The organism is Streptomyces misionensis, assembly GCF_007896895.1.
Classification (GTDB): Bacteria; Actinomycetota; Actinomycetes; order Streptomycetales; family Streptomycetaceae; genus Streptomyces; species Streptomyces misionensis_A.
Map to the genome: position 1 here is coordinate 88,054 of NZ_VOGW01000016.1, position 20,645 is coordinate 108,698.

The following is a 20,645-nucleotide window of genomic DNA, read 5'->3' on the forward strand; positions in this document are numbered from 1 at the left end:
CGGCGCGGCCGGGGGCAGCGCCTGGGGCGGGGCCGGCTGCTCGCGCATGAGGTCGTCGACGGAGCGCAGGACGGAGCGGGCCGCCTCGGCCTTCTGGTAGTCCTCCAGGGTGTCGCCGGCGATCAGTTCGAGTTCCTGGCGGATGGCGCCGAGCTGCTCCTTTTGGATGTTGCCGATGACCATCCCGGTGTCTTCGGGGTGGGCCGCGAGGTGCAGGGCCCACATGGCGACGCCCCCGTGCTGGAGCCAGTACTGGTAGAACGCGATCTTCTGGGCGGCCAGCTCCTGGGCCTGCCGTTCGCGCAGCACCTCCAGCTGGTGGTCGAGCTGGGCCTGGCGCATCCGGTACTCGTGCTCGGGGTCGAGCATCTCCGACTCGTAGCGCAGGGTGCGCAGCCGCCGCCGGTGGGCGATCGCCTCGTCGTCCAGGCGCAGCCGCACCACACAGGTGACGTGCAGACCGGTGCCCACGGCGAAGGCGCCCTCGGCCGTGACCGCCTGCTGCACGGCTCGTTCGGCGCCCGGGCTGTCCTCGATGGAGAAGCCCCGGGTGACCGGGCGGGCCACCTGGTGCAGTTCCCGGGCGAGCCGGGTCGGCACGTCCCGCTCACCGCTCGCCACGTATGCCTTCGGATCGGCCACCCGCCAGGTGAGGTCGGCGGTGCCGCCGAAGGAGAACGCGTCGTCGTCGCTGGGCAGTTCGAGTTCGAGCCGGACCGGATGGCTGCCCATGTCCACCTCGTACACGGAGGTGTAGCGGCGGGTCGTGGCCTCCGCGCGGCTCGGGCGGTGCGGCGGCATGTAGACGTCGTACGAGCCGCCCGCGGTGACGAAGACCAGGGCGTGGTCGATCGCGCCGACCTGCCGGCGCACGGTGTAGTCGAACCGCGAGATCGGGCGCACGGTCAGGACCGGGTCGATCAGCTCGGTGTGCCGGTCGGCGTTCTGCGACCACTCCGGTGGGCGGCGGAAGTCCGCCATCACTCAACTCCTCGTGTTCTCAGGGTCGTTCCGTGCTCATCGGCGCCGGGTGCAGCACCGTGAGCAGATGCTCGGCCATCGGTGGGCGGGGGCCGCCGTCCTGCGCGCGCATCGTGCGCAGTTCGTGGTCGAGGCGCTTGCGGTCGTCCGCGCTGACCACCAGGGCGGGCAGCAGCAGCTCCAGGGCCGTGGCGGCGTCCGAGCGGCGGGCGGCGACGTGCACCCAGGTCCGCAGGGCGGTCAGCGCCGCCCTGGTGTGGGAGCGGTCGTTGAGCGCGGCGCGCCACAGGGTGGCCAGGTCCCGGGCGGCGTCCTGCTGGTACATGCCGGACTCGGCGTACCAGCCGACGAGCGCGCCCTCCTCGTCGTTGTCGCAGGCGCGGGCGAAGGCGGCCAGGGCGAGGTCGCGGACCGCGGGTGTGTCCCGTTGCAGCAGCCGTACGAACTCGGCGAGCACCTCCTCGCGGCGCGTCCCGGCGGAGAGCAGCAGGGCGGCGGACTCGGTGAGGTGGTCCTGCTCGGCCGGGCTGCTGGCGTCGAACCGGGCGCGGGCGGCCAGCGCGTCCAGGACCGGGCCGGCGAGGTCGGGGCGGAGCGGGGCGAGCAGGCCGAGGGCGCGGATGGCGGTCCACCGCCGTCCCCGGTGGCCGTCGGTGCACCACTGGGTGAGCAGTCGCAGGACGATCGGCACGTCGAGGAGCTGGGCCAGCGCGAGCGTGTTGGCGGCGGTGACGCGCGGGCCGACGGCCTGTGCGGTGGCCCAGCCGTTGACGAGCAGCGCGATCGTCGAGGGCGGGTCGGCGGCGGTGAGCAGCGCCGCGGCCGCGGCCGCGCGGGTGCGGACCAGGGGACGGCCGTCACGGGCGAGCTCCCGCAGCCACTCCACCAGGGCCGGGCGGGCCGAGGGGTGGCCGGTCCACACCTCGGTGAGCAGGACGTGCGGGGTGCGTTCGTCGTGGAAGGCGGCCATGAACTGCGGGACCGGCCCCCACTCGGTCTGCTCCTGCCGTACCTCGCCGGTGGCCCGCGCGAGGGCGAGGCGGTCCTCGGCGGCCGGGCCGAACACCGGGACGGTGGGCGGCCGTTCGGGATGCTGCAACCGCTCGAAGTGCAGGAACAGCTTGTCGGCGAGTTCGGCGGCCAGCACGTAGGGCGCCTGGTCGAAGACGGCCAGCGCGATGACGAAGGCCTTCTCGCGCAGCCCCAGCTCCGGATCGCCGAGCCAGGCGCGGCACTGCTCCTCGACGGCGGCCTGCCCGAAGTCCGCGAGCCGGGCCAGCGACTGGGAACTGCCGTCGTACGCCGCGAGGGCACCGGCGAACGCGGCGGCCTCGGCCGGACGGCGGTCGGTGTCCGCGAGGAAGCGGGCCACGGGCGCCAGCGCGAGCAGGGCGTCGGCCTCGTCGGGCCGGTGCCGGCGCAGCAGCGCCCGTACGACCTCCTCGGCGGGCGGCGGCGCCCAGGGGCAGGGGGTGACCCCGGGCAGATGGGGCGAGTTCTCGACCGTCACGACGAGACAGCCGCCGGTCCTGGCGAGCTGGTCCCGGGCCGCGAAGAGATGGGTGTCGCGCAGCGGACGGTTGCGGCTGAGCGGCAGATCCCGCAGGACGTAGCCGCCGGGCCGGGTGAGCGCGCCGCTCAGCGCGGCCGGCGCGGTCTCGGGGCTCAGCGCGTGCACGGCGGGGACGCCCAGGCGGTGCACCAGCATGAGCGCGGCGGCGTTGCGGCCGGTGGCGTGCGCGCCGGAGAGGACCAGCACCCGCTCCTCGCGCAGCCGCTTCAGCGCGGCCGCGAAGGCGGGCCCCTCGGCGAAGACGGCGGCCAGTTCCTCGATCCGTTCGCGGGGCACCTCGCCGGACGCGTCGGGCGTGGTGCCGACGGGCCCGTGGTGGTGGATCTCGGTGCGGCCGCCCAGGTACACGTCGCCGTCCACCCGGCCGCCCGACACCCCGTGCTGGGCGCCGCCGACCAGGCTGCCGCCGAAGCGGGTGCCCTCGCCGAGGAAGAAGCCCGGGGTGTGCGCGACCAGTTCGCGCTGGGCGGCCCGTGCCTCGTGGCTGTTCTCCTCCTCCGGGTCGGGGCCGGCGCCGGGCCACGGCTCCTCGTCGGGCGCCGGCCGGCCCGGCGGAGCCTGCTCCTCGGGGGCCTGGTCGCCGACGGCGGCGGCCGGGGAAGCCGTCATGCGCCCTCACCCGCCGTGCCGCCGAGGTGCACGTCCCCGGTGACCTGCCCGCCGGAGACGCCGTGCTGGTCCCCGGCCACCAGGCTGCCGCCGAACCGGGGCGATCCGCCGCCGAAGTCGAACACCACGCCGCCCGTGCCGGGCGAGGCGGGCGCGGCCGGCGTCTGGGCGGGCGCCGCCGGGGCCGCGGTGGCCGGCGACCCCGGTGCCGGGACGTCCCCCGACGTGCCCGGCACCGGGGCTTCCCCCGCCCCCGTCCCACCGTGGTCGGTAGCGCCGCTCGGCACCGGCCCGTGCAGCCAGGCGCGCAGCGGCCCGTTCTTGCTGGTCAGGGTCACCGGGTGGAACTCGGCGGCCCGGATGCCGTGGTGGTCGTGGCGTACGACCCCGGTGTGCACGCCCTCCGACACGCACAGCGCGAAGCCGTTGTCCCGCTCCCGCAGCGCGGCGCGCAGCAGCGGGGCGTCCAGCAGCCGGCAGGCGTGGTTCAGGTCGGAGCCGACCCAGCCGCCGTGCTCGTCCACGGCCACGTACCCGGTCGCGACCACACCCCGCAGCCGGATCTGGGCGGAGCTCGACGCCAGCCGGTTGTACCCGTGCAGCCGGGCGGGCACCTCGGTGAGCAGGGTCCGCAGCAGCGCCGGGACGGACGCGCCCGCGTCGATCAGCTCCATGACGGAGTCGCCGCGGTCGGCCCGCTGCCGCAGCGTCTCGTCGATGCCGGCGCGTTCCAGGGCGCGGTCGGCGATGTCGTAGAGCACGCGCCGCAGATAGGTCTGTTCGACGTCGTCCCGGTCGCTGTACTTCTCGATGTCGAACAGCAGGATCGTCCGGCTCACGGGATCGTTCATGCTCGCCTCTCGTTCGGTGCCGTGGTGATGGGGGGCTGCGCCGTCGTCGGAAGAGTGGCGCGCGGCGCCACAAGAGCGTGAGGACGGATGACCCACTGGGACTGTGACCGTGTGCACAGAGCGTGCGCAGGCCGGGAAGTGCGCTGTGTGCGCGGGCGCTCACTCCGGAGCGTCGGCCCGGGCGAGCCGCCGCAGCACGTCCGGCCGTACGATCACCAGCGCCCGGCGGCCGGTGCGCACCACATCGCGCTCCCGCAGGTCCTTCAGCAGGCGCTGCACCGCCTCGCGCGAGGCGCCGACCGAGCCGGCCAGCTCCTGCTTGCTCAGCGGCACGGAGAGTTCGACGCCCTCGGCGGTGCGCCGGCCGTGGGTGCGGGCGAGGTCGAGCAGCAGGGTGGCGAAGCGCTCCCGGACGGTCATGGAGGCGAACTCCAGCCGGCGCCGGTCGGCGGCGCGGGTGCGGTCGGAGGTGAGCCCGAGCAGGGCGAAGGAGACGGCGGGGGAGTGCGCCAGGAACTCCGTGAACCGCTCGCGCTGCACGGCCACCGCCCGCACCTGCTCCAGCGCGGTCACGGTGGCCGAGCGGGTACGGCCGGTCAGCGCGGCCGACTCGCCGATGATGTCGCCCGGCCCGCGCAGCGCGAGCAGCGCCTCGTAGCCGTTGGCCGCCGCCGCGGTCACCTTGGTCCAGCCCTGCACGAGGACCAGTACGTGGGAGGACGGCTCGTGGTGGTGGATGAGCACGGACCGCGCGGTGAAGGTCAGCTCCCGGCCCAGCGCGAGCAGCGCCGCCCGGTCCTCGGCCTCCAGCCGGGCCAGGAAGGGCACCCGGTCGTCGAGACCGCCGTCGTACGGAGCGGACGCGGTCCACTTGCTCGCCATGCCGGTTCCCCCGAATCGTTCACCGCGGTGGACGGATCAACGTACTGAAAGCGCATCGGGCACCGGCCCGGCAAGAGCGGAATCCGGCCAGTCGGCGGAGAAGGGGCAGCGGGCGGGGGAGAGACCGAGCGAAGGGGGGTGACCAGCCGCGACGCCGTGCTGTGGCGCCCCTCGGCCGAGTGGCGGACGATGGGGACAAAACCGTGCCGACGAGGTGGGAAAGTCCAGCGTGTCGGGGGCTGCTCCATTTGTTTTGACCGAAGTCCGTGAGGTAGGTACTCTCAGACCTTGTGCCTGGGGTGTGCCCTGGCTGCTGTGCGTGCCTTGAAACCGTATGGCGAGCCGCTACCGGCCACCGTAATTCGCGCCCTTTTCGCCTTGCGGCGGGAGTCTGGCGGATTCGACACACCCGACCGCGTGGGTCGGCGACGTTCCAGGTTAGCTGTACCCATCGGCACACAGAAACCGGAGAAGTAGTGCCTACGATCCAGCAGCTGGTCCGCAAGGGCCGGCAGGACAAGGTCGAGAAGAACAAGACGCCCGCACTCGAGGGTTCCCCTCAGCGTCGTGGCGTCTGCACGCGTGTGTTCACGACCACCCCGAAGAAGCCGAACTCGGCCCTGCGTAAGGTCGCGCGTGTGCGTCTGACCAGTGGCATCGAGGTCACCGCTTACATTCCGGGTGAGGGACACAACCTGCAGGAGCACTCCATCGTGCTCGTGCGCGGCGGCCGTGTGAAGGACCTGCCGGGTGTTCGCTACAAGATCATCCGCGGCTCCCTCGACACCCAGGGTGTCAAGAACCGCAAGCAGGCCCGCAGCCGCTACGGCGCCAAGAAGGAGAAGTAAGAATGCCTCGTAAGGGCCCCGCCCCGAAGCGCCCGGTCATCATCGACCCGGTTTACGGCTCTCCTCTGGTGACCTCCCTGATCAACAAGGTGCTGCTGAACGGCAAGCGCTCCACCGCCGAGCGCATCGTCTACGGCGCCATGGAGGGTCTGCGCGAGAAGACCGGCAACGACCCGGTCATCACCCTCAAGCGCGCCCTTGAGAACATCAAGCCGACCCTCGAGGTCAAGTCCCGCCGTGTCGGTGGTGCCACCTACCAGGTTCCGGTCGAGGTCAAGCCCGGCCGTGCCAACACGCTGGCGCTGCGCTGGCTGGTCGGTTACTCCCGCGCCCGCCGCGAGAAGACCATGACCGAGCGTCTGCTCAACGAGCTCCTCGACGCCTCCAACGGCCTCGGTGCCGCTGTGAAGAAGCGCGAGGACACGCACAAGATGGCCGAGTCCAACAAGGCCTTCGCGCACTACCGCTGGTAGTCGCAGTCCACATCGAGACCGAGAGAAGACTGAAGCCTTATGGCTACCACTTCGCTTGACCTGGCCAAGGTGCGCAACATCGGCATCATGGCCCACATCGACGCGGGCAAGACGACCACCACCGAGCGGATCCTGTTCTACACCGGTGTGTCCTACAAGATCGGTGAGGTCCACGACGGCGCTGCCACCATGGACTGGATGGAGCAGGAGCAGGAGCGTGGCATCACGATCACCTCTGCTGCCACCACCTGCCACTGGCCGCTGGAAGACGTCGACCACACCATCAACATCATCGACACCCCGGGGCACGTCGACTTCACCGTCGAGGTGGAGCGCTCCCTGCGCGTGCTCGACGGTGCGGTGACGGTGTTCGACGGCGTCGCCGGCGTTGAGCCCCAGTCCGAGACCGTGTGGCGTCAGGCGGACCGCTACGGCGTTCCGCGCATCTGCTTCGTCAACAAGCTCGACCGCACCGGTGCCGAGTTCCACCGCTGCGTCGACATGATCGTCGACCGTCTGGGCGCGCAGCCGCTGGTCATGCAGCTGCCGATCGGCGCCGAGGCGGACTTCAAGGGCGTCGTCGACCTGGTGACGATGAAGGCCTTCGTGTGGTCCGCCGAGGCCACCAAGGGCGAGATGTACGACATCGTCGACATCCCGGACACCCACACCGAGGCTGCCGAGGAGTACCGCGGCAAGCTGCTCGAGGCCGTGGCCGAGAACGACGAAGAGATCATGGAGCTGTACCTGGAGGGCGAGGAGCCTTCCGTGGAGCAGCTGTACGCCGCGATCCGTCGCATCACCATCGCGTCCGGCAAGAGCGACGGCACCACCGTCACTCCGGTGTTCTGCGGTACCGCGTTCAAGAACAAGGGCGTCCAGCCCCTGCTCGACGCGGTCGTGCGCTACCTCCCCTCCCCGCTCGACGTCGAGGCCATCGAGGGCCACGCCGTCAACGACCCGGAGGAGGTCGTCCGCCGCAAGCCGTCCGACGACGAGCCGCTGTCCGCGCTGGCGTTCAAGATCATGAGCGACCCGCACCTCGGCAAGCTCACCTTCGTCCGGGTCTACTCGGGCCGCCTGGAGTCCGGCACCTCGGTGCTGAACTCCGTCAAGGGCAAGAAGGAGCGCATCGGCAAGATCTACCGCATGCACGCCAACAAGCGTGAGGAGATCGACGCGGTGGGCGCCGGCGACATCGTCGCCGTCATGGGCCTGAAGCAGACCACCACCGGTGAGACGCTGTGCGACGAGAAGAACCCGGTGATCCTGGAGTCCATGGACTTCCCGGCGCCGGTCATCGAGGTCGCGATCGAGCCCAAGTCCAAGGGTGACCAGGAGAAGCTGGGTGTCGCCATCCAGCGTCTCGCGGAGGAGGACCCCTCCTTCCAGGTGCACACCAACGAGGAGACCGGCCAGACCGTCATCGGCGGTATGGGCGAGCTTCACCTCGAGGTGCTGGTCGACCGGATGAAGCGCGAGTTCAAGGTCGAGGCCAACGTCGGCAAGCCGCAGGTGGCCTACCGCGAGACGATCCGCAAGGCCGTCGAGCGCGTCGACTACACGCACAAGAAGCAGACCGGTGGTACCGGTCAGTTCGCGAAGGTGCAGATCGGCATCGAGCCGATCGAGAGCGGCGACACCTCGTACGAGTTCGTGAACAAGGTGACCGGTGGTCGCATCCCGAAGGAGTACATCCCTTCGGTCGACGCCGGTGCGCAGGAGGCCATGCAGTTCGGCATCCTGGCCGGTTACGAGATGACCGGCGTCCGCGTCATCCTGCACGACGGCGCGTACCACGAGGTCGACTCCTCCGAGCTCGCCTTCAAGATCGCCGGCTCGCAGGCCTTCAAGGAGGCCGCGCGCAAGGCTTCGCCCGTGCTCCTCGAGCCGATGATGGCCGTTGAGGTCACCACGCCCGAGGACTACATGGGTGAGGTCATCGGCGACATCAACTCCCGCCGTGGCCAGATCCAGGCCATGGAGGAGCGGGCTGGTGCCCGCGTCGTGAAGGGCCTCGTGCCCCTGTCGGAGATGTTCGGCTACGTCGGCGACCTCCGCAGCAAGACGTCGGGTCGCGCAAGCTACTCGATGCAGTTCGACTCCTACGCCGAGGTTCCGCGGAACGTCGCCGAGGAGATCATCGCGAAGGCCAAGGGCGAGTAACGCACAGCGTTCCCACGCTTTAGGCTTGACTCCGGAGCCTCCAGGGGCAAACAGCCGTAAACCCGGATGTTTGCCCCGGGCCCCGGGCATTAACAGCAAAGATCACCTGGCGCCGATGAAGTAAGGCGTACAGAACCACTCCACAGGAGGACCCCAGTGGCGAAGGCGAAGTTCGAGCGGACTAAGCCGCACGTCAACATCGGCACCATCGGTCACATCGACCACGGTAAGACGACCCTCACGGCCGCCATTACCAAGGTGCTGCACGACGCGTACCCGGAGCTGAACGAGGCCACCCCGTTCGACAACATCGACAAGGCGCCCGAGGAGCGCCAGCGCGGTATCACCATCTCCATCGCGCACGTCGAGTACCAGACCGAGGCGCGTCACTACGCCCACGTCGACTGCCCGGGTCACGCGGACTACATCAAGAACATGATCACCGGTGCCGCGCAGATGGACGGCGCGATCCTGGTGGTCGCCGCCACCGACGGCCCGATGCCGCAGACCAAGGAGCACGTGCTCCTGGCCCGCCAGGTCGGCGTTCCGTACATCGTCGTCGCCCTGAACAAGGCCGACATGGTGGACGACGAGGAGATCCTGGAGCTCGTCGAGCTCGAGGTGCGTGAGCTCCTCTCCGAGTACGAGTTCCCGGGCGACGACGTTCCGGTCGTCAAGGTCTCCGCGCTGAAGGCCCTCGAGGGCGACGCGCAGTGGACCCAGTCGGTCCTGGACCTCATGAACGCCGTCGACACCGCGATCCCGGAGCCGGAGCGCGACGTCGACAAGCCGTTCCTGATGCCGATCGAGGACGTCTTCACCATCACCGGCCGCGGTACGGTCGTCACCGGCCGTATCGAGCGTGGTGTCCTCAAGGTCAACGAGACCGTCGACATCATCGGCATCAAGACCGAGAAGACCTCCACCACGGTCACCGGTATCGAGATGTTCCGCAAGCTGCTCGACGAGGGCCAGGCCGGTGAGAACGTCGGTCTGCTGCTCCGCGGCATCAAGCGCGAGGACGTCGAGCGCGGCCAGGTCATCATCAAGCCGGGCTCGGTCACCCCGCACACCGAGTTCGAGGCGCAGGCCTACATCCTGTCCAAGGACGAGGGTGGCCGCCACACGCCGTTCTTCAACAACTACCGTCCGCAGTTCTACTTCCGTACCACGGACGTGACGGGCGTTGTGACCCTCCCCGAGGGCACCGAGATGGTCATGCCGGGCGACAACACCGAGATGACTGTCTCGCTGATCCAGCCCGTCGCCATGGAAGAGGGCCTGAAGTTCGCCATCCGTGAGGGTGGCCGCACCGTGGGCGCCGGCCAGGTCACCAAGATCGTCAAGTAAGTTCCGCTTGCTTGAGGGTCACTGACTGACCTCTGGAGAGGCCCGTACGACTCCGGTCGTACGGGCCTCTTCGCATGTCCGCCACTTTCCGGAACGCCGTGTGCGACGCGGGAACCCCTTGTGCGACGGGCGCGGGCCGCTTAGGAATGACCTTGCCCCAGGCCGAACACCCGCAGGCCGATCATCCGAGGAAAGTGGACCCGCGTGAGCACCGTCCCGCCCGCCCAAGGCCCCGACGACCCCTCCTCCCCGTCCGACGAGCAGTGGGACGCGTTCCTGCGGGAGGTGGTGGCGGGCGGCGGCACGCGCGCCCCGAAGGAACCCTCGGCCCGTGCCCGGACGGCGGCCGTACGACTGCGCCGCCCGCGCCGCCCGAAGCGCACCAGGTCGGCCACCGCCTGGCTGGCGAGCGCGGCGCCCTGGCTGGCCGCGGGGGCCGTGGTGGTCTTCGGTGCCTTCCAGACGGGTCTGATCCCGCAGTCCTCCGGGCCCGCCTCCGGCCCGGCCAAGGCGGTCTCCCTGCCCGGCGGCGGCACCTCCGACGGCAATCAGTGCGGCACCAGCGACTACCACCACTTCCCGCTCCCGCCCGGCGCCGACGAGCCACAGCCCTCCGGCACCGGCTCCGGCCCCCGTCTGGTCCTCGCCTCCTACGGCTACGAGAAGCTGTCGTCCCGCTCGCCGGGCCACCTCACCGTGGGCCTGGGCTTCGCCCCCGGCGCGAAGAAGGCACTGGAACTGTCGCGCACGCTGGGCGGCCAGGGCGTGGCGGTGGAGATAGAGGGCCCGCACGGCCTGGTGGCCGGCGCCCACGGGCTGCCCGTCACCTGGTCCTCCTCGAAGAAGGGCGGTTCCGTCGACGTGAGCGACGGGACCGGCGGCGAGATAACCCTGCCCTCCCAGGCGCTGTGCCCCGGCTACGACGCCCGTTCCGTGGCCGAGGCGCTCCAGCCCCCCACGGACTCCCACCGGACCGTCACCGGCCAGCCGCTCTACCGTCTGGTCGTCTCCCTGCGCGATCCGGCCGTGGGCACCCTGCGCGCCTCCCTGGGCCTGCCGGCCGAGGACGGCGTGCTCAGCGCGAACAACCTGGTGCCGAAGCAGGGGGACTGGCCCGGTGGCAAGGCCGCGGTGAGCGACGTGTAGTCGCGGCGGAGCCTTGGCGGGCGTCGGGGCACGGCAGGGTTTCGGGCTGCGGCGGCTGGGCGCGGCGGGGCGGCCTCCTCGGCTCCGGGTGCGCGGCGAGGGCCGCGGGAACGCGCCGGGACGGCGGTGGTGGCGCGGGCGTCGGCCGTCACGTCGCCCTTCTGGAACGGGGTCGTGCCCGCGGGCTCGGCCACGGCCGTCCAGGCGGCCGGGGCGCCCGGCTCGCCGTCGACCGATGTGTCGTACGAGCCCTTGGACCTTCTTGGCGACCTGCGGGACGTCACCGGAGACGGACACCTCGACCGGCGCGACGCGGCCCGCGGTGCCGCCGATGGCGGCCTCGCCGTCGAAGGTGCTCGCCCTGCCCGTGACGCCGACGGAGACACCGAGGTCGAGCGCGGCCGGCGGCGCCGGGCCGTCGATGCGCACCTCACCGCGGAGCCCGGCGGAACCTCCCTCGCGGTGCTGCTCGTAGGTGGCGCCCAGCTTCTGCACGTGCCCGTTGGGCCCCACCGCCGGGACGGCGAGTCATCCGGCGGCCCCCGGCACGGCCCGCAGCAGCGTCAACTCCCGTACCAGGGACGGCGGATCGAGGCGGGCGAGGGCTCCGGCCAGACCGTCGAGGAGCACGACCCGGCCCTGGTTGTTGTGGACGTAGATCAGATTCCCGCTGATCTCGTGACCGCCGATCTGCCGCCGCACCCGGACGACGCCCCGGGTGCCGGGCCCCGGCTCCCCGACCGCGCCGATCACGTCGTCCCAGCCGTTCACCGCCACCGGCGCGAACTCCGGGAAGTAGCCGCGCGCGAGCCGCTCCCACCAGCCGGGGGCCTCGTGGAAGGGGCGCCAGGGCAGGGGCGAGACCGGTATGCCGTCGATCCCGCAGTGCACGGCGACGAGACAGCCGCGTGCGTGCAGGTGCCGGCCCGGTGTCCCCTGTCCCACCCTCGGCTCCATGTCGGCCAGCGGGTCGCTGGGGGACGGATGGAAGGGGATGCCACCGTCCTTCGGCACCACCACCGAGGCGGCGAGCATGCCCGGGTCGCGGAAGCCCGGCTGGGGGGCCGCCCGGCACGCGAACAGCCAGGCGCCGGCCGTCTCGTGCACCGGCTCACGGTCCGGCCCGGCCAGTTCCACCAGGCTGCCGTAGGTGTGCCGCAGCCACGCCTCGGCGCGCGCCCCCGGACTGCCGGCGCTCGCCACCGCCGCCGCGGCCCGCTGCGCCAGATACACCTCCGCCGGCATGTGGGTGGGCGGGAAGTGCACGTCCGTGCCGTCGTGCGGGACGACGAGGAGCGAGCTGAAGGGGCCCTGCATCGGATCGCCCGTCTCCAGGTGCTCCCGGAAGTCGAAGCGCACCGTCCAGCCGTACGGGTACCAGAGCGCCGTCTGCGCAAGCATCACGACGGAGTGCGCGCGTTCCGGATACGCCGAGGTCCGCAGATACCGCTCGGCCGCCGCCACGGCCTCCTCCCGGCTCATCATCCCGGTCCCCTCTCTCTTCTCCGGCCGCCGCCCCGACAGCTGTTCTACGATGCGGCGTCATGGCCATACCGAACACCTGGGGTGCACCGTACGGCGGTTACGGCGGCCCGCCCCCCGCGCCGCCCGTCATTCCGGCGAGGGACCTGCGCCCCCGGCGCCTGTGGTACGTGGTGGCCGCGCTGCTCGGCGTCGTCCTGGTCGGCACCGGGGTCACCCTCGTCGTGCTGGTGATCAAGAACACGGTGGAGTCGGTCGACACCGCGCACAGGTTCGCCGCGGGCGGTCAGCGCACGTTCAGCTTCACGCAGGGGAAGACCCGGGCGATCTACGTCTTCCAGCCCGAACGGGGCCACGTCGACTGCCGCGTCCCGAGCGCGCTCGCCGATTCGCTGACCAAGCCGGCCGGCACCTTCCGCGTCACCCGCGGCGCCCGCTCCTGGGACCGCGTCCTCGAACTCACCCCGCGGACCGGCGGCGACTACCCGGTCACCTGCGCCTCGGAGGTCCCCGGGGCCGAGTTCGCGCTGGGCGACAAGCCCGAGGTGGGCGGCATGGTCGGCGGCATCCTGGCCGCGATCGGCTGCTTCCTGACGGCGGCGCTCGCGGTACCGGCCATCTGCATCGTCACCGCGGTCCGCCGCGGCCGCCACCGCCGCCGGCTCCTCGCCGCGGCCGCGCCCCCGATGTGGGGCCCGTCCCCTTCCGGAACCGCACCGTGGCCTCCGGCCGGGGCGGCGGTCTAGAAGACGATCAGTCACCCGGGACGGTGATCTCGGCCCACACGGTCTTGCACGGCACCTTGTCCCAGGACACACCCCAGCGGTCGGCCAGCGCCTCCACCACCAGCAGCCCCCTGCCCGACTCCCGCTCGGCACAAGGGCGTTGGACCTTCGGCAACCGCTCACGGCGGGTGTCGGTCAGCTCCACACGGAGCGTACCGGCGGCGACGGAGAGCGTGAGCCGGAAACTCCTGCCGGGCACCCGGCCATGGGTCGCGGCATTGGCCGCCAGCTCGGCGACCACGTGCGTGGCCGCGTCCGACGAGATCCCCCAGGTGTGCAACCGCTCCACGGCGAGCAGCCGGGCGAGCCGGGCGCCGCGGGGTGTGGCGGACAGCAGCATCGTGAAGGTGCGGAGGAGGTTGGTTTCCTGATTCACGTCACTCAGCGTGGCCGAGCGTGCTTGCGTATGAGAGTGACAACGCCCTTGCGTACGGCGACTGTCCCCGCTTTTGTCTCGGCTGTCTCGGCTGTCTCAGGCGTTGTACGAGTACGAGTACGCGTCGAAGGAGGCGTTGTGGGCGAGAGCGTGGACGAAGCGGGCTGGGACGTAGAGCCGGGCGACGAGATCGAGTCGATCGTGCAGGCGGTGGGGCGCCTCCTCAAGGTGTGCCGGGAGGCGGCCGGGATGGCCGTACCCGAGCTGGCCGAGGCGCTCGGCTACGGCGAGGACATGATCCGCAAGATCGAGCGCGGGGCGCGCATCCCCCGGCCCGAGGTCCTGGACAGGGCGGACACGATCCTCAAGGCCCAGGGGCACCTGCGGGCCTTCATGGAGGACATGAGGAAGGCGCGGTACCCCAGGAAAGTGCGCGAGCTGGCGGAGCTGGAGGGGCGGGCGGTGGAGATGTCGCTGTACAGCAACCACAACATCCACGGCCTGTTGCAGACGGAGGAGTACGCGCGAGCGCTGCTGCGCACCTGGCGCCCCGCCTACTCGCCCGACCAGCTGGAGCGCATGGTGGGGGCCCGGATGGCCAGGAAGTCCGTCTTCGAACGCTCCCCCTCACCGGAGTTCAGCTTCGTCCAGGAAGAGGTGACGCTGCGCCGCCCGATCGGGGACACAATGGTGCTGCGCCGACAGCTCCAACACATGCTGGAGGTGGCCGAGTTGCCGTTCGTGGAGCTTCAGGTGATGCCGACCGGCCGTGCGAATCACCCTGGGACAGGTGGCCTGATCGAGGTGCTGAAGTTCATGGACGGGACGGCTGTTGGCCGTAGCGACGGCGACTTCGCGGGCCGCCCCATCTCGAACCCGAGGCAACTCAGGCTGCTTGACCTGCGCTATGGCATCATCCGGGCTCAGGCGCTCACGCCAGAGGAGTCTCTGGCCTTCATCGAGCAAGCGCTGGGAGAACTATGAGCACCCCGGAACTCCACTGGTTCAAGAGCAGCTACAGCAGCAGCAGCAACGGCAACGACTGCGTCGAGATCGCTCCCACCCCCGCCACCGTCCACGTCCGCGACTCCAAGAAGGCCGACGGCCCCCGGCTGGCCCTCACGCCTGAGGCGTGGTCGGAGTTCGTGCGTGGGCTCTGACGATGGGCCCGACTTCGCGCGGAGCCCGTCTCCGAGTCCGGCACAACCCGCTTGCGCATGAGTACGGATACTCAACCGCTTAGTCCCCGAGACAGTTCGCCGCAGTGATGACGTGCTGTTATTTTCGTGAACCCAAAGAGAGTTCATGCCTCGCACACAGGAACACCGGTGCGAGCCCGCCGGAAGGCAGCTGACGGGACACGGGGGAGGGTCACAGGCATGTCCTGGGACGAATGGGAAGAGCTGAAGGCAGGCGCGGTCGCGCATTCGGGCTCCGCTCGGATGCGGTTGAACCACCTGCCGGACGCCGGCAGTGGCGGCTCCTCCGGTGGCGGCCCGGGCCTGCTGAAGTCGGACCGGAAGGTCTGGGCGACCGCGGGCGGCGACATCACGGGCCTGCGGACCGATGTGAGTACGGCGCTGGGGAAGCTCGAACACGGACAGTCGGGGCTGGGGGACGGCGCCGGTTGCGAGTCGGCCGCGGCACAGAAGGAGCTCTTCGAGTCCTGGAAGAAGTACGTCGGTGACGTGAGCGGCCGCTGCGGAAAGCTGGGCGGGCTGCTGGAACGCGCGGGACGCGATCTCTCGATGACCGACGGAGACGTCCGGGCGGGACTGCAGAAGATCAAGACGGAGTACCAGGACACCGAGGCCGTCGGCGGCCAGACGAAGGGCAAGTGAGCGCGTCATGGATCTCGCCGCGCTGAAGGCCCTCAAGCCGTCCGAGTACCAGGAAGCCGCGGACGGCTACCGCGCCACGAGCGAGATGGCGGGCAAGGCCAGGGAAGCGATCGACAACCGGGTCTCGGCGGGTATCCGCAACCAGCTCTCCGGGGAGAGCGCGACGGCCGCTCTGCGGGAGCTGAAGGAGCTGTCCAAGGACTTCCACTACGTCGAGACCGAGTGTGCGCTGGTCAGCACGGCGCTGAACGGCTTCGCCTTCGACATGGCCGCGGCCAAGCGGAAGCTGGAAGCGGCGATGGAGGACGCGAAGGCGGCCGGCTGCACGGTCGGCCCGGACGGATCGGTGACCTTCCCGGCCGGTGGCAAGGAGGTCGACGGCAAGGTGCCGGAGGGCGGCACGGTGCACGTGAGCACCAGCCCGACGGACCCCGCGGCGGCTGCCCTGGAGCGGCAGGCCGTCAACATCCACCCCAATCCCAACTTCGGCAAGGCCGTGGGCTTCGCCGACCGCATCGGTGACGCCCTGAAGGAGGCCACGGACGCGGACACGAAGTGGGCCCCGAAGCTGCGCGCCCTGAAGGCCGACGACGACCTGGTGGTCTCCGACAAGGACTGGATCGACGTCAAGTCGGACACGGACGGGGTGCGCGACGCCGGCAAGGGCTATCTGGACTCCCTGCCGCAGCCGCCCAAGCACGACAATCCCAAGGACAACGCCGAGTGGTGGAAGGGCCTCACCGACGAGCAGCGCTCGGACTACCTGTCGGTCCACCCCGACGCGGTCGGCGCGATGGACGGACTCCCCGCCACCGTGCGGGACGAAGCCAACCGAACGGTGCTCGACGAGGCCCACGCGAAGGCGCAGCTGGAGTACGACGCCTGGCTGAAGAAGCACCCGGAGCCCGAACGGTTCCAGCCCTACATCGACCCGTACACCGGAGCCATGCCGAAGGGTCTGAGCGTGGAGACCCAGGAGTGGAAGGACTGGGAGGAAGCGCGGAAGACGGCCCGCGGCCCGCTCAGCGGGATGGAAGCGATCGAGAAACGCTTCGACACCTACACGGACGAGAGCAAGCGCCCCTACCTGCTCGGCTTCGATGACAAGAACAACGGCCGCGTCGTCATCTCCATCGGCAATCCCGACACCGCCGACAACGTGGCCACCTATGTGCCTGGTACCGGTACGACTCTGGGCAGCATCGACGGCGACATACACCGCGCCGAGGTGCTCCAGGACCGGGCCAGCCTCACCGATCCCACCCACAAGACGGCGTCGATCCTGTGGCTCGGCTACGACGCCCCGCAGGACCTCCTCACCGACGCGACCGACGCAAAGTACGCCGACGCCGCCCGTGAGCCACTGAGCAACTTCCTCACCGGGATCGACACCGCCCACCACGGATCGGTGAACTCAACGGTTCTCGGGCACAGTTACGGCACCCTCGTGGCCGGCGAAACCATGCGGGACCATCCCGACCTGCCCGTGGATCGCGCCATCCTGGTGGGCAGCCCCGGAGTGGGCGTGAACCACGCCAAGGACCTGCACATCGGAGCCGACCACGTCTGGGCCGCGACCGCCAGGAACGACCTGGTGAATCTCGCCCCACCGCCGGCCGGTCCGCTGGCGCCCCTGAACCCCAAGGCATACTGGCGGCTCTTCAACGATCACTCGGTCATGTACGGGAACGATCCGATATCCGACGAATTCGGTGGGCGGACCTTCCATGTCGCTCCCGGAAAGCTGCCGACCACGGACGGCCTCATGCCCGCACACTCGCAGTACTGGGAGGGTGACTCCTTGAACAATATGGCAAAGATCGTGACTGGAGGAACCCCGTGAAGCTGTCCCGGGCGATGGCGGTCATCGCCGTACTGACCGCGTCCACCGTGTTGGCGGGGTGCGGCTCGGGGCAGAAGGGAAACAGCGGCGGAGAGACGGGATCGAAGCAGGTCACCATGGACGAACAGCAGGCGACCAAGCGCGCCGAGGACATCCTCCACCAGGCCGTGGACGGCATGTCCCCCAAGCCGACCCTCAAGCGCACCGGGCTGAACCCCGTCGGCGCCTGTCTGGCCGATGACCACAGCGCCGGCGAGCGCCGGCAGGTCACGCTCTCCTACCAGCTCACGGGGGTGCCGGGGACCGAGGCGAAAAAGCTGGTGCGCCAGGCCAGAGACGCCTGGGTGAAGCGCGGCTACACATTCCAGAGCGCGGACGCCGACTGGTCGGACCCTTTCCCTACGGTGAACATGCGCACGGTCCCCGACGACTTCTGGATGACCGCCCTCACCGGTGTCGTCGACAAGGCCAAGGGCGAGGGACTGGCCGCCATCAGCATCACGTCCCCGTGCTTCGCCGCGGGCGGCTCCGCCGCGGCCGACCCCGCCTCTGCCCATCAGACCGCGGCCGACGAGCGGGCCCAGCGCCTGGCCCGCGACCACTCCAGCCGGCTCTATGACGCTCTCCAGGTGCGTCATGCGGCGAGGCGTGAGGGAGAGGGGCTCGCCACCTACCAGGACGGCGAGGATCGGTACGCCCATCATGCCTGGTCGACCGAGCCGCTGACCGAGGAAGCGATGGCCCAGGCGCTGGCGCGGGCCCGGACGCACTTCGAGAGCCAGGGCTGGAGGCTCGGGCAGACCCCGACGGCGGCCGGCGCCCCCGCGCTGCTGGCGGGCAACCCCGTCGACGGCAGTGCCGTCCGGGTCGCGCCGTCGACGGACGGTACTTTGCGGGTGGCCGTGACCACTCCGGCGGCGGGGCCGGAGGCCGAGTCCGTCTGAGCCGCCCCGCTCCCGGTTTGACCTGTGTCACCCTCGGGGTAATCTCTTCGGCTCGATTGGCGGTCTGCCTGCCCCGTATGGCAGACTGTCCGAGTTGCTCGGTCGAGTGTTGATGCTGCGCGCCTCCCGCCGGGAGGACCGGAAGCGAGTCCCACAGTACTCGTCGCCCTAACTGCCCTCGGGCAGCACTGGGGCGGACGTACGGGAATCTTCCGGGAAGTGTGAGCGCGGCACCGGCCAGGCGCCCGGTGGGCCCGAGGCCCCCGGTCCGCGGTTTCCGGAAGGGCCGTGTGCATTCCCCGCAGGGATGTTCGAACAAGGGACATTCATGTCAGCGGGAGCGCGACACGCCCGACCGCGTGGGTCGGAGGAACGAAGGCAGCAGAAGGAATCCGCCGGGTTCCAGAGCGTGAGAAGAGACAGGACTACTGAGTAGCCATGGCGGGACAGAAGATCCGCATCCGGCTCAAGGCCTACGACCACGAGGTCATCGACTCTTCGGCGAAGAAGATCGTCGAGACGGTGACTCGCACTGGTGCGTCGGTCGCGGGCCCGGTGCCGCTGCCCACTGAGAAGAACGTGTACTGCGTCATCAAGTCGCCGCACAAGTACAAGGACTCGCGCGAGCACTTCGAGATGCGCACGCACAAGCGCCTGATCGACATCCTCGACCCGACCCCCAAGACCGTTGACTCTCTGATGCGACTCGACCTCCCGGCCGGTGTCGACATCGAGATCAAGCTCTGAGGCTGGTGGGCTGAGAATGGCTAAGCAGATCAAGGGCATCCTGGGCGAGAAGCTCGGCATGACGCAGGTCTGGGACGAGAACAACCGTGTCGTCCCGGTCACCGTCGTCAAGGCCGGCCCCAACGTCGTGACCCAGGTTCGTACGAACGACGTCGACGGCTACGAGTCGGTCCAGATCGCCTTCGGCGAGATCGACCCGCGCAAGGTGAACAAGCCCCTCAAGGGCCACTTCGCCAAGGCCGACGTCACCCCCCGTCGCCACCTCGTCGAGATCCGCACCGCGGACGCCTCCGAGTACACGCTGGGCCAGGAGATCACCGCCGAGGTGTTCGAGGCCGGCGTGAAGGTCGACGTGACCGGCAAGAGCAAGGGCAAGGGCTTCGCCGGCGTCATGAAGCGCCACAACTTCCGTGGCCTCGGCGCCGGGCACGGCACCCAGCGCAAGCACCGCTCGCCCGGTTCCATCGGTGGCTGCGCCACCCCGGGCCGTGTGTTCAAGGGCCTCCGCATGGCGGGTCGCATGGGCAACGAGCGGGTCACCACCCAGAACCTGACCGTCCACGCCGTTGACGCGGAGAAGGGTCTGCTGCTCATCAAGGGCGCGGTTCCCGGTCCGAACGGCGGCCTCGTCCTGGTCCGCACCGCGGCCAAGGGGGCCTGAGGTAACCGATGAGCACTGTTGACATCCTTTCGCCGGCTGGCGAGAAGGCCGGTTCCGTCGAGCTCCCCGCGGAGATCTTCGACGCCAAGGTCAGCGTCCCGCTGATCCACCAGGTCGTCGTCGCGCAGCTGGCCGCTGCCCGCCAGGGCACGCACAAGACCAAGACGCGTGGCGAGGTCCGCGGTGGCGGCAAGAAGCCGTACCGCCAGAAGGGCACCGGTCGCGCCCGCCAGGGTTCGACCCGCGCGCCGCAGTTCGCCGGTGGTGGCGTCGTGCACGGTCCCGTGCCTCGTGACTACTCGCAGCGCACCCCGAAGAAGATGAAGGCCGCCGCCCTGCGCGGTGCCCTCACCGACCGGGCGCGTCACAACCGCATCCACGTCGTCGCCGGCGTGGTCGAGGGCGAGACCCCCAGCACCAAGGCCGCCAAGTCGCTGTTCGGCAAGATCTCGGAGCGCAAGAACCTGCTCCTGGTCGTCGACCGCGCCGACGAGGCCGCGTGGCTGTCCGCCCGCAACCTGCCCCAGGTCCACATCCTGGAGCCGGGCCAGCTGAACACGTACGACGTTCTCGTCTCGGACGACGTGGTCTTCACCCAGGCCGCGTTCGAGTCCTTCGTGTCCGGCCCGAAGGCCAATGACACCGAAGGGAGCGAGGCCTGATGGCTATCCGTCACCCCGCTATCGCCTCGAAGGCCGCCAAGGCGGCCAAGGCCGCGCGCGTCGCCAAGGCGCGTCGCCACGCCGCCGAGGGCAAGAACACGGTCGAGACCCCGCTGAGCAAGTCGTACACGGACCCCCGTGACGTCCTGCTCAAGCCGGTCGTGTCCGAGAAGAGCTACGCGCTCCTCGACGAGAACAAGTACACGTTCATCGTCGACCCGAACGCCAACAAGACCCAGATCAAGCAGGCCGTCCAGGCGGTCTTCGACGTCAAGGTCACCGGGGTCAACACGATCAACCGCCAGGGCAAGCGCAAGCGCACGAAGACCGGTTTCGGTCAGCGTGCCGGCAGCAAGCGCGCGATCGTGACCCTCGCCGAGGGCGACCGTATCGACATCTTCGGCGGTCCGACCGCCTGAGGGCGG

21 protein-coding genes are annotated in these 20,645 nt (G+C 70.2%); 15 read left to right on the forward strand and 6 right to left on the reverse strand.

All coding sequences use genetic code 11. The annotated features are described in order from the left end of the window. The 4 genes from FRZ03_RS38770 to FRZ03_RS02860 form a co-directional block, all read right to left on the reverse strand. Positions 1 to 981, reverse strand: a 981-nt coding sequence (locus FRZ03_RS38770) for a PE-PGRS family protein (RefSeq protein WP_186785227.1), incomplete at its 3' end; no start/stop codon positions are given. A gap of 19 nt (positions 982 to 1,000) precedes the next feature. Then, positions 1,001 to 3,163 carry a hypothetical protein gene (locus tag FRZ03_RS02850; RefSeq protein WP_146463569.1) on the reverse strand — a complete coding sequence of 721 codons (2,163 nt, stop codon included), beginning with the start codon at positions 3,161 to 3,163 and terminating at the stop codon, positions 1,001 to 1,003. Next, complete coding sequence (locus FRZ03_RS02855; protein ID WP_146463570.1) at positions 3,160 to 4,014, reverse strand: hypothetical protein; 855 nt, start codon at positions 4,012 to 4,014, stop codon at positions 3,160 to 3,162. Before FRZ03_RS02855 ends, FRZ03_RS02850 begins: the two co-directional genes overlap by 4 nt. 159 nt (positions 4,015 to 4,173) lie before the next feature. Next, positions 4,174 to 4,896 (reverse strand): Crp/Fnr family transcriptional regulator, encoded by a 723-nt coding sequence (locus tag FRZ03_RS02860; RefSeq protein WP_146463571.1) that lies wholly within the window; start codon positions 4,894 to 4,896, stop codon positions 4,174 to 4,176. 476 nt (positions 4,897 to 5,372) lie between these two features. Here FRZ03_RS02860 and rpsL point away from each other — a divergent pair, with 476 nt between their 5' ends. The 5 genes from rpsL (at position 5,373) to FRZ03_RS02885 (ending at position 10,879) form a co-directional block, all read left to right on the forward strand. Next, positions 5,373 to 5,744 (forward strand): 30S ribosomal protein S12, encoded by a 372-nt coding sequence (gene rpsL, locus FRZ03_RS02865; RefSeq protein WP_003948652.1) that lies wholly within the window; start codon positions 5,373 to 5,375, stop codon positions 5,742 to 5,744. A gap of 2 nt (positions 5,745 to 5,746) precedes the next feature. Further along, complete coding sequence (rpsG, locus tag FRZ03_RS02870) at positions 5,747 to 6,217, forward strand: 30S ribosomal protein S7 (protein ID WP_003998848.1); 471 nt, start codon at positions 5,747 to 5,749, stop codon at positions 6,215 to 6,217. Positions 6,218 to 6,256: 39 nt separating this feature from the next. Continuing rightward, positions 6,257 to 8,383, forward strand: a complete 2,127-nt coding sequence (gene fusA / locus FRZ03_RS02875) for an elongation factor G (protein WP_070026323.1) — start codon at positions 6,257 to 6,259, stop codon at positions 8,381 to 8,383. A 156-nt stretch (positions 8,384 to 8,539) separates the two neighbouring features. Further along, complete coding sequence (gene tuf / locus FRZ03_RS02880; protein WP_146463572.1) at positions 8,540 to 9,733, forward strand: elongation factor Tu; 1,194 nt, start codon at positions 8,540 to 8,542, stop codon at positions 9,731 to 9,733. Positions 9,734 to 9,937: 204 nt separating this feature from the next. Then, positions 9,938 to 10,879 carry a hypothetical protein gene (locus FRZ03_RS02885; protein ID WP_186785228.1) on the forward strand — a complete coding sequence of 314 codons (942 nt, stop codon included), beginning with the start codon at positions 9,938 to 9,940 and terminating at the stop codon, positions 10,877 to 10,879. A gap of 528 nt (positions 10,880 to 11,407) precedes the next feature. On the opposite strand, the gene FRZ03_RS02890 is transcribed toward FRZ03_RS02885, so the two are convergent. Continuing rightward, complete coding sequence (locus FRZ03_RS02890; RefSeq protein WP_146463573.1) at positions 11,408 to 12,364, reverse strand: toxin glutamine deamidase domain-containing protein; 957 nt, start codon at positions 12,362 to 12,364, stop codon at positions 11,408 to 11,410. A 59-nt stretch (positions 12,365 to 12,423) separates the two neighbouring features. On the opposite strand from FRZ03_RS02890, the gene FRZ03_RS02895 reads away from it, so the two are divergent. After that, on the forward strand, positions 12,424 to 13,107 hold the full coding sequence (locus tag FRZ03_RS02895; protein ID WP_146463574.1) for a serine/arginine repetitive matrix protein 2: 684 nt from the start codon (positions 12,424 to 12,426) through the stop codon (positions 13,105 to 13,107). A gap of 7 nt (positions 13,108 to 13,114) precedes the next feature. Here FRZ03_RS02895 and FRZ03_RS02900 read toward each other — a convergent pair whose 3' ends face one another. Further along, positions 13,115 to 13,486: an ATP-binding protein gene (locus FRZ03_RS02900; protein WP_146463610.1), complete on the reverse strand. Its 372-nt coding sequence runs from the start codon at positions 13,484 to 13,486 to the stop codon at positions 13,115 to 13,117. 174 nt (positions 13,487 to 13,660) lie between these two features. Here FRZ03_RS02900 and FRZ03_RS02905 point away from each other — a divergent pair, with 174 nt between their 5' ends. The 9 genes from FRZ03_RS02905 to rplW all read left to right on the forward strand — a co-directional run bounded on the left by FRZ03_RS02905 (position 13,661) and on the right by rplW (position 20,639). Continuing rightward, positions 13,661 to 14,506, forward strand: coding sequence for a helix-turn-helix domain-containing protein (locus FRZ03_RS02905; RefSeq protein WP_261398479.1), 846 nt, complete (start codon positions 13,661 to 13,663; stop codon positions 14,504 to 14,506). Then, entirely contained in the window at positions 14,503 to 14,682 is a 180-nt protein-coding gene (locus tag FRZ03_RS02910; RefSeq protein WP_146463576.1) for a DUF397 domain-containing protein, read from the forward strand. The genes FRZ03_RS02905 and FRZ03_RS02910 overlap by 4 nt, the downstream gene beginning before the upstream one ends. Positions 14,683 to 14,901: 219 nt before the next feature. Next, positions 14,902 to 15,363, forward strand: a complete 462-nt coding sequence (locus FRZ03_RS02915; RefSeq protein ID WP_146463577.1) for a hypothetical protein — start codon at positions 14,902 to 14,904, stop codon at positions 15,361 to 15,363. A 7-nt stretch (positions 15,364 to 15,370) separates the two neighbouring features. Next, on the forward strand, positions 15,371 to 17,206 hold the full coding sequence (locus FRZ03_RS02920; protein ID WP_146463578.1) for an alpha/beta hydrolase: 1,836 nt from the start codon (positions 15,371 to 15,373) through the stop codon (positions 17,204 to 17,206). Continuing rightward, positions 17,203 to 18,150: a hypothetical protein gene (locus FRZ03_RS02925; RefSeq protein ID WP_146463579.1), complete on the forward strand. Its 948-nt coding sequence runs from the start codon at positions 17,203 to 17,205 to the stop codon at positions 18,148 to 18,150. The genes FRZ03_RS02920 and FRZ03_RS02925 overlap by 4 nt, the downstream gene beginning before the upstream one ends. 438 nt (positions 18,151 to 18,588) lie before the next feature. Continuing rightward, positions 18,589 to 18,897 carry a 30S ribosomal protein S10 gene (gene rpsJ / locus FRZ03_RS02930; RefSeq protein ID WP_003948644.1) on the forward strand — a complete coding sequence of 103 codons (309 nt, stop codon included), beginning with the start codon at positions 18,589 to 18,591 and terminating at the stop codon, positions 18,895 to 18,897. 16 nt (positions 18,898 to 18,913) lie between these two features. Continuing rightward, on the forward strand, positions 18,914 to 19,558 hold the full coding sequence (gene rplC / locus FRZ03_RS02935; protein WP_014674369.1) for a 50S ribosomal protein L3: 645 nt from the start codon (positions 18,914 to 18,916) through the stop codon (positions 19,556 to 19,558). 8 nt (positions 19,559 to 19,566) lie between these two features. After that, a complete protein-coding gene (rplD, locus tag FRZ03_RS02940; RefSeq protein ID WP_070026317.1) occupies positions 19,567 to 20,220 on the forward strand; it encodes a 50S ribosomal protein L4 in 654 nt (217 codons plus the stop codon). Then, the gene (rplW, locus tag FRZ03_RS02945; protein WP_070026316.1) at positions 20,220 to 20,639 is read left to right on the forward strand and encodes a 50S ribosomal protein L23; all 420 of its coding nucleotides are present in this window, start codon (positions 20,220 to 20,222) and stop codon (positions 20,637 to 20,639) included. The genes rplD and rplW overlap by 1 nt, the downstream gene beginning before the upstream one ends. Positions 20,640 to 20,645 lie beyond the last annotated feature (6 nt).

Bases quoted from the DNA above. Each gene is read 5' to 3' on its own strand.
- FRZ03_RS02855 (WP_146463570.1), bottom strand. From the start codon at position 4,014: ATGAACGATCCCGTGAGCCGGACGATCCTGCTGTTCGACATCGAGAAG.
- rplW (WP_070026316.1), top strand. From the start codon at position 20,220: ATGGCTATCCGTCACCCCGCTATCGCCTCGAAGGCCGCCAAGGCGGCC.
- FRZ03_RS02910 (WP_146463576.1), top strand. From the start codon at position 14,503: ATGAGCACCCCGGAACTCCACTGGTTCAAGAGCAGCTACAGCAGCAGC.
- FRZ03_RS02915 (WP_146463577.1), top strand. From the start codon at position 14,902: ATGTCCTGGGACGAATGGGAAGAGCTGAAGGCAGGCGCGGTCGCGCAT.
- rplD (WP_070026317.1), top strand. From the start codon at position 19,567: ATGAGCACTGTTGACATCCTTTCGCCGGCTGGCGAGAAGGCCGGTTCC.
- FRZ03_RS02895 (WP_146463574.1), top strand. From the start codon at position 12,424: ATGGCCATACCGAACACCTGGGGTGCACCGTACGGCGGTTACGGCGGC.
- FRZ03_RS02860 (WP_146463571.1), bottom strand. From the start codon at position 4,896: ATGGCGAGCAAGTGGACCGCGTCCGCTCCGTACGACGGCGGTCTCGAC.
- FRZ03_RS02900 (WP_146463610.1), bottom strand. From the start codon at position 13,486: ATGCTGCTGTCCGCCACACCCCGCGGCGCCCGGCTCGCCCGGCTGCTC.
- FRZ03_RS02920 (WP_146463578.1), top strand. From the start codon at position 15,371: ATGGATCTCGCCGCGCTGAAGGCCCTCAAGCCGTCCGAGTACCAGGAA.
- FRZ03_RS02850 (WP_146463569.1), bottom strand. From the start codon at position 3,163: ATGACGGCTTCCCCGGCCGCCGCCGTCGGCGACCAGGCCCCCGAGGAG.
- fusA (WP_070026323.1), top strand. From the start codon at position 6,257: ATGGCTACCACTTCGCTTGACCTGGCCAAGGTGCGCAACATCGGCATC.
- rplC (WP_014674369.1), top strand. From the start codon at position 18,914: ATGGCTAAGCAGATCAAGGGCATCCTGGGCGAGAAGCTCGGCATGACG.
- rpsG (WP_003998848.1), top strand. From the start codon at position 5,747: ATGCCTCGTAAGGGCCCCGCCCCGAAGCGCCCGGTCATCATCGACCCG.
- FRZ03_RS02890 (WP_146463573.1), bottom strand. From the start codon at position 12,364: ATGATGAGCCGGGAGGAGGCCGTGGCGGCGGCCGAGCGGTATCTGCGG.
- rpsJ (WP_003948644.1), top strand. From the start codon at position 18,589: ATGGCGGGACAGAAGATCCGCATCCGGCTCAAGGCCTACGACCACGAG.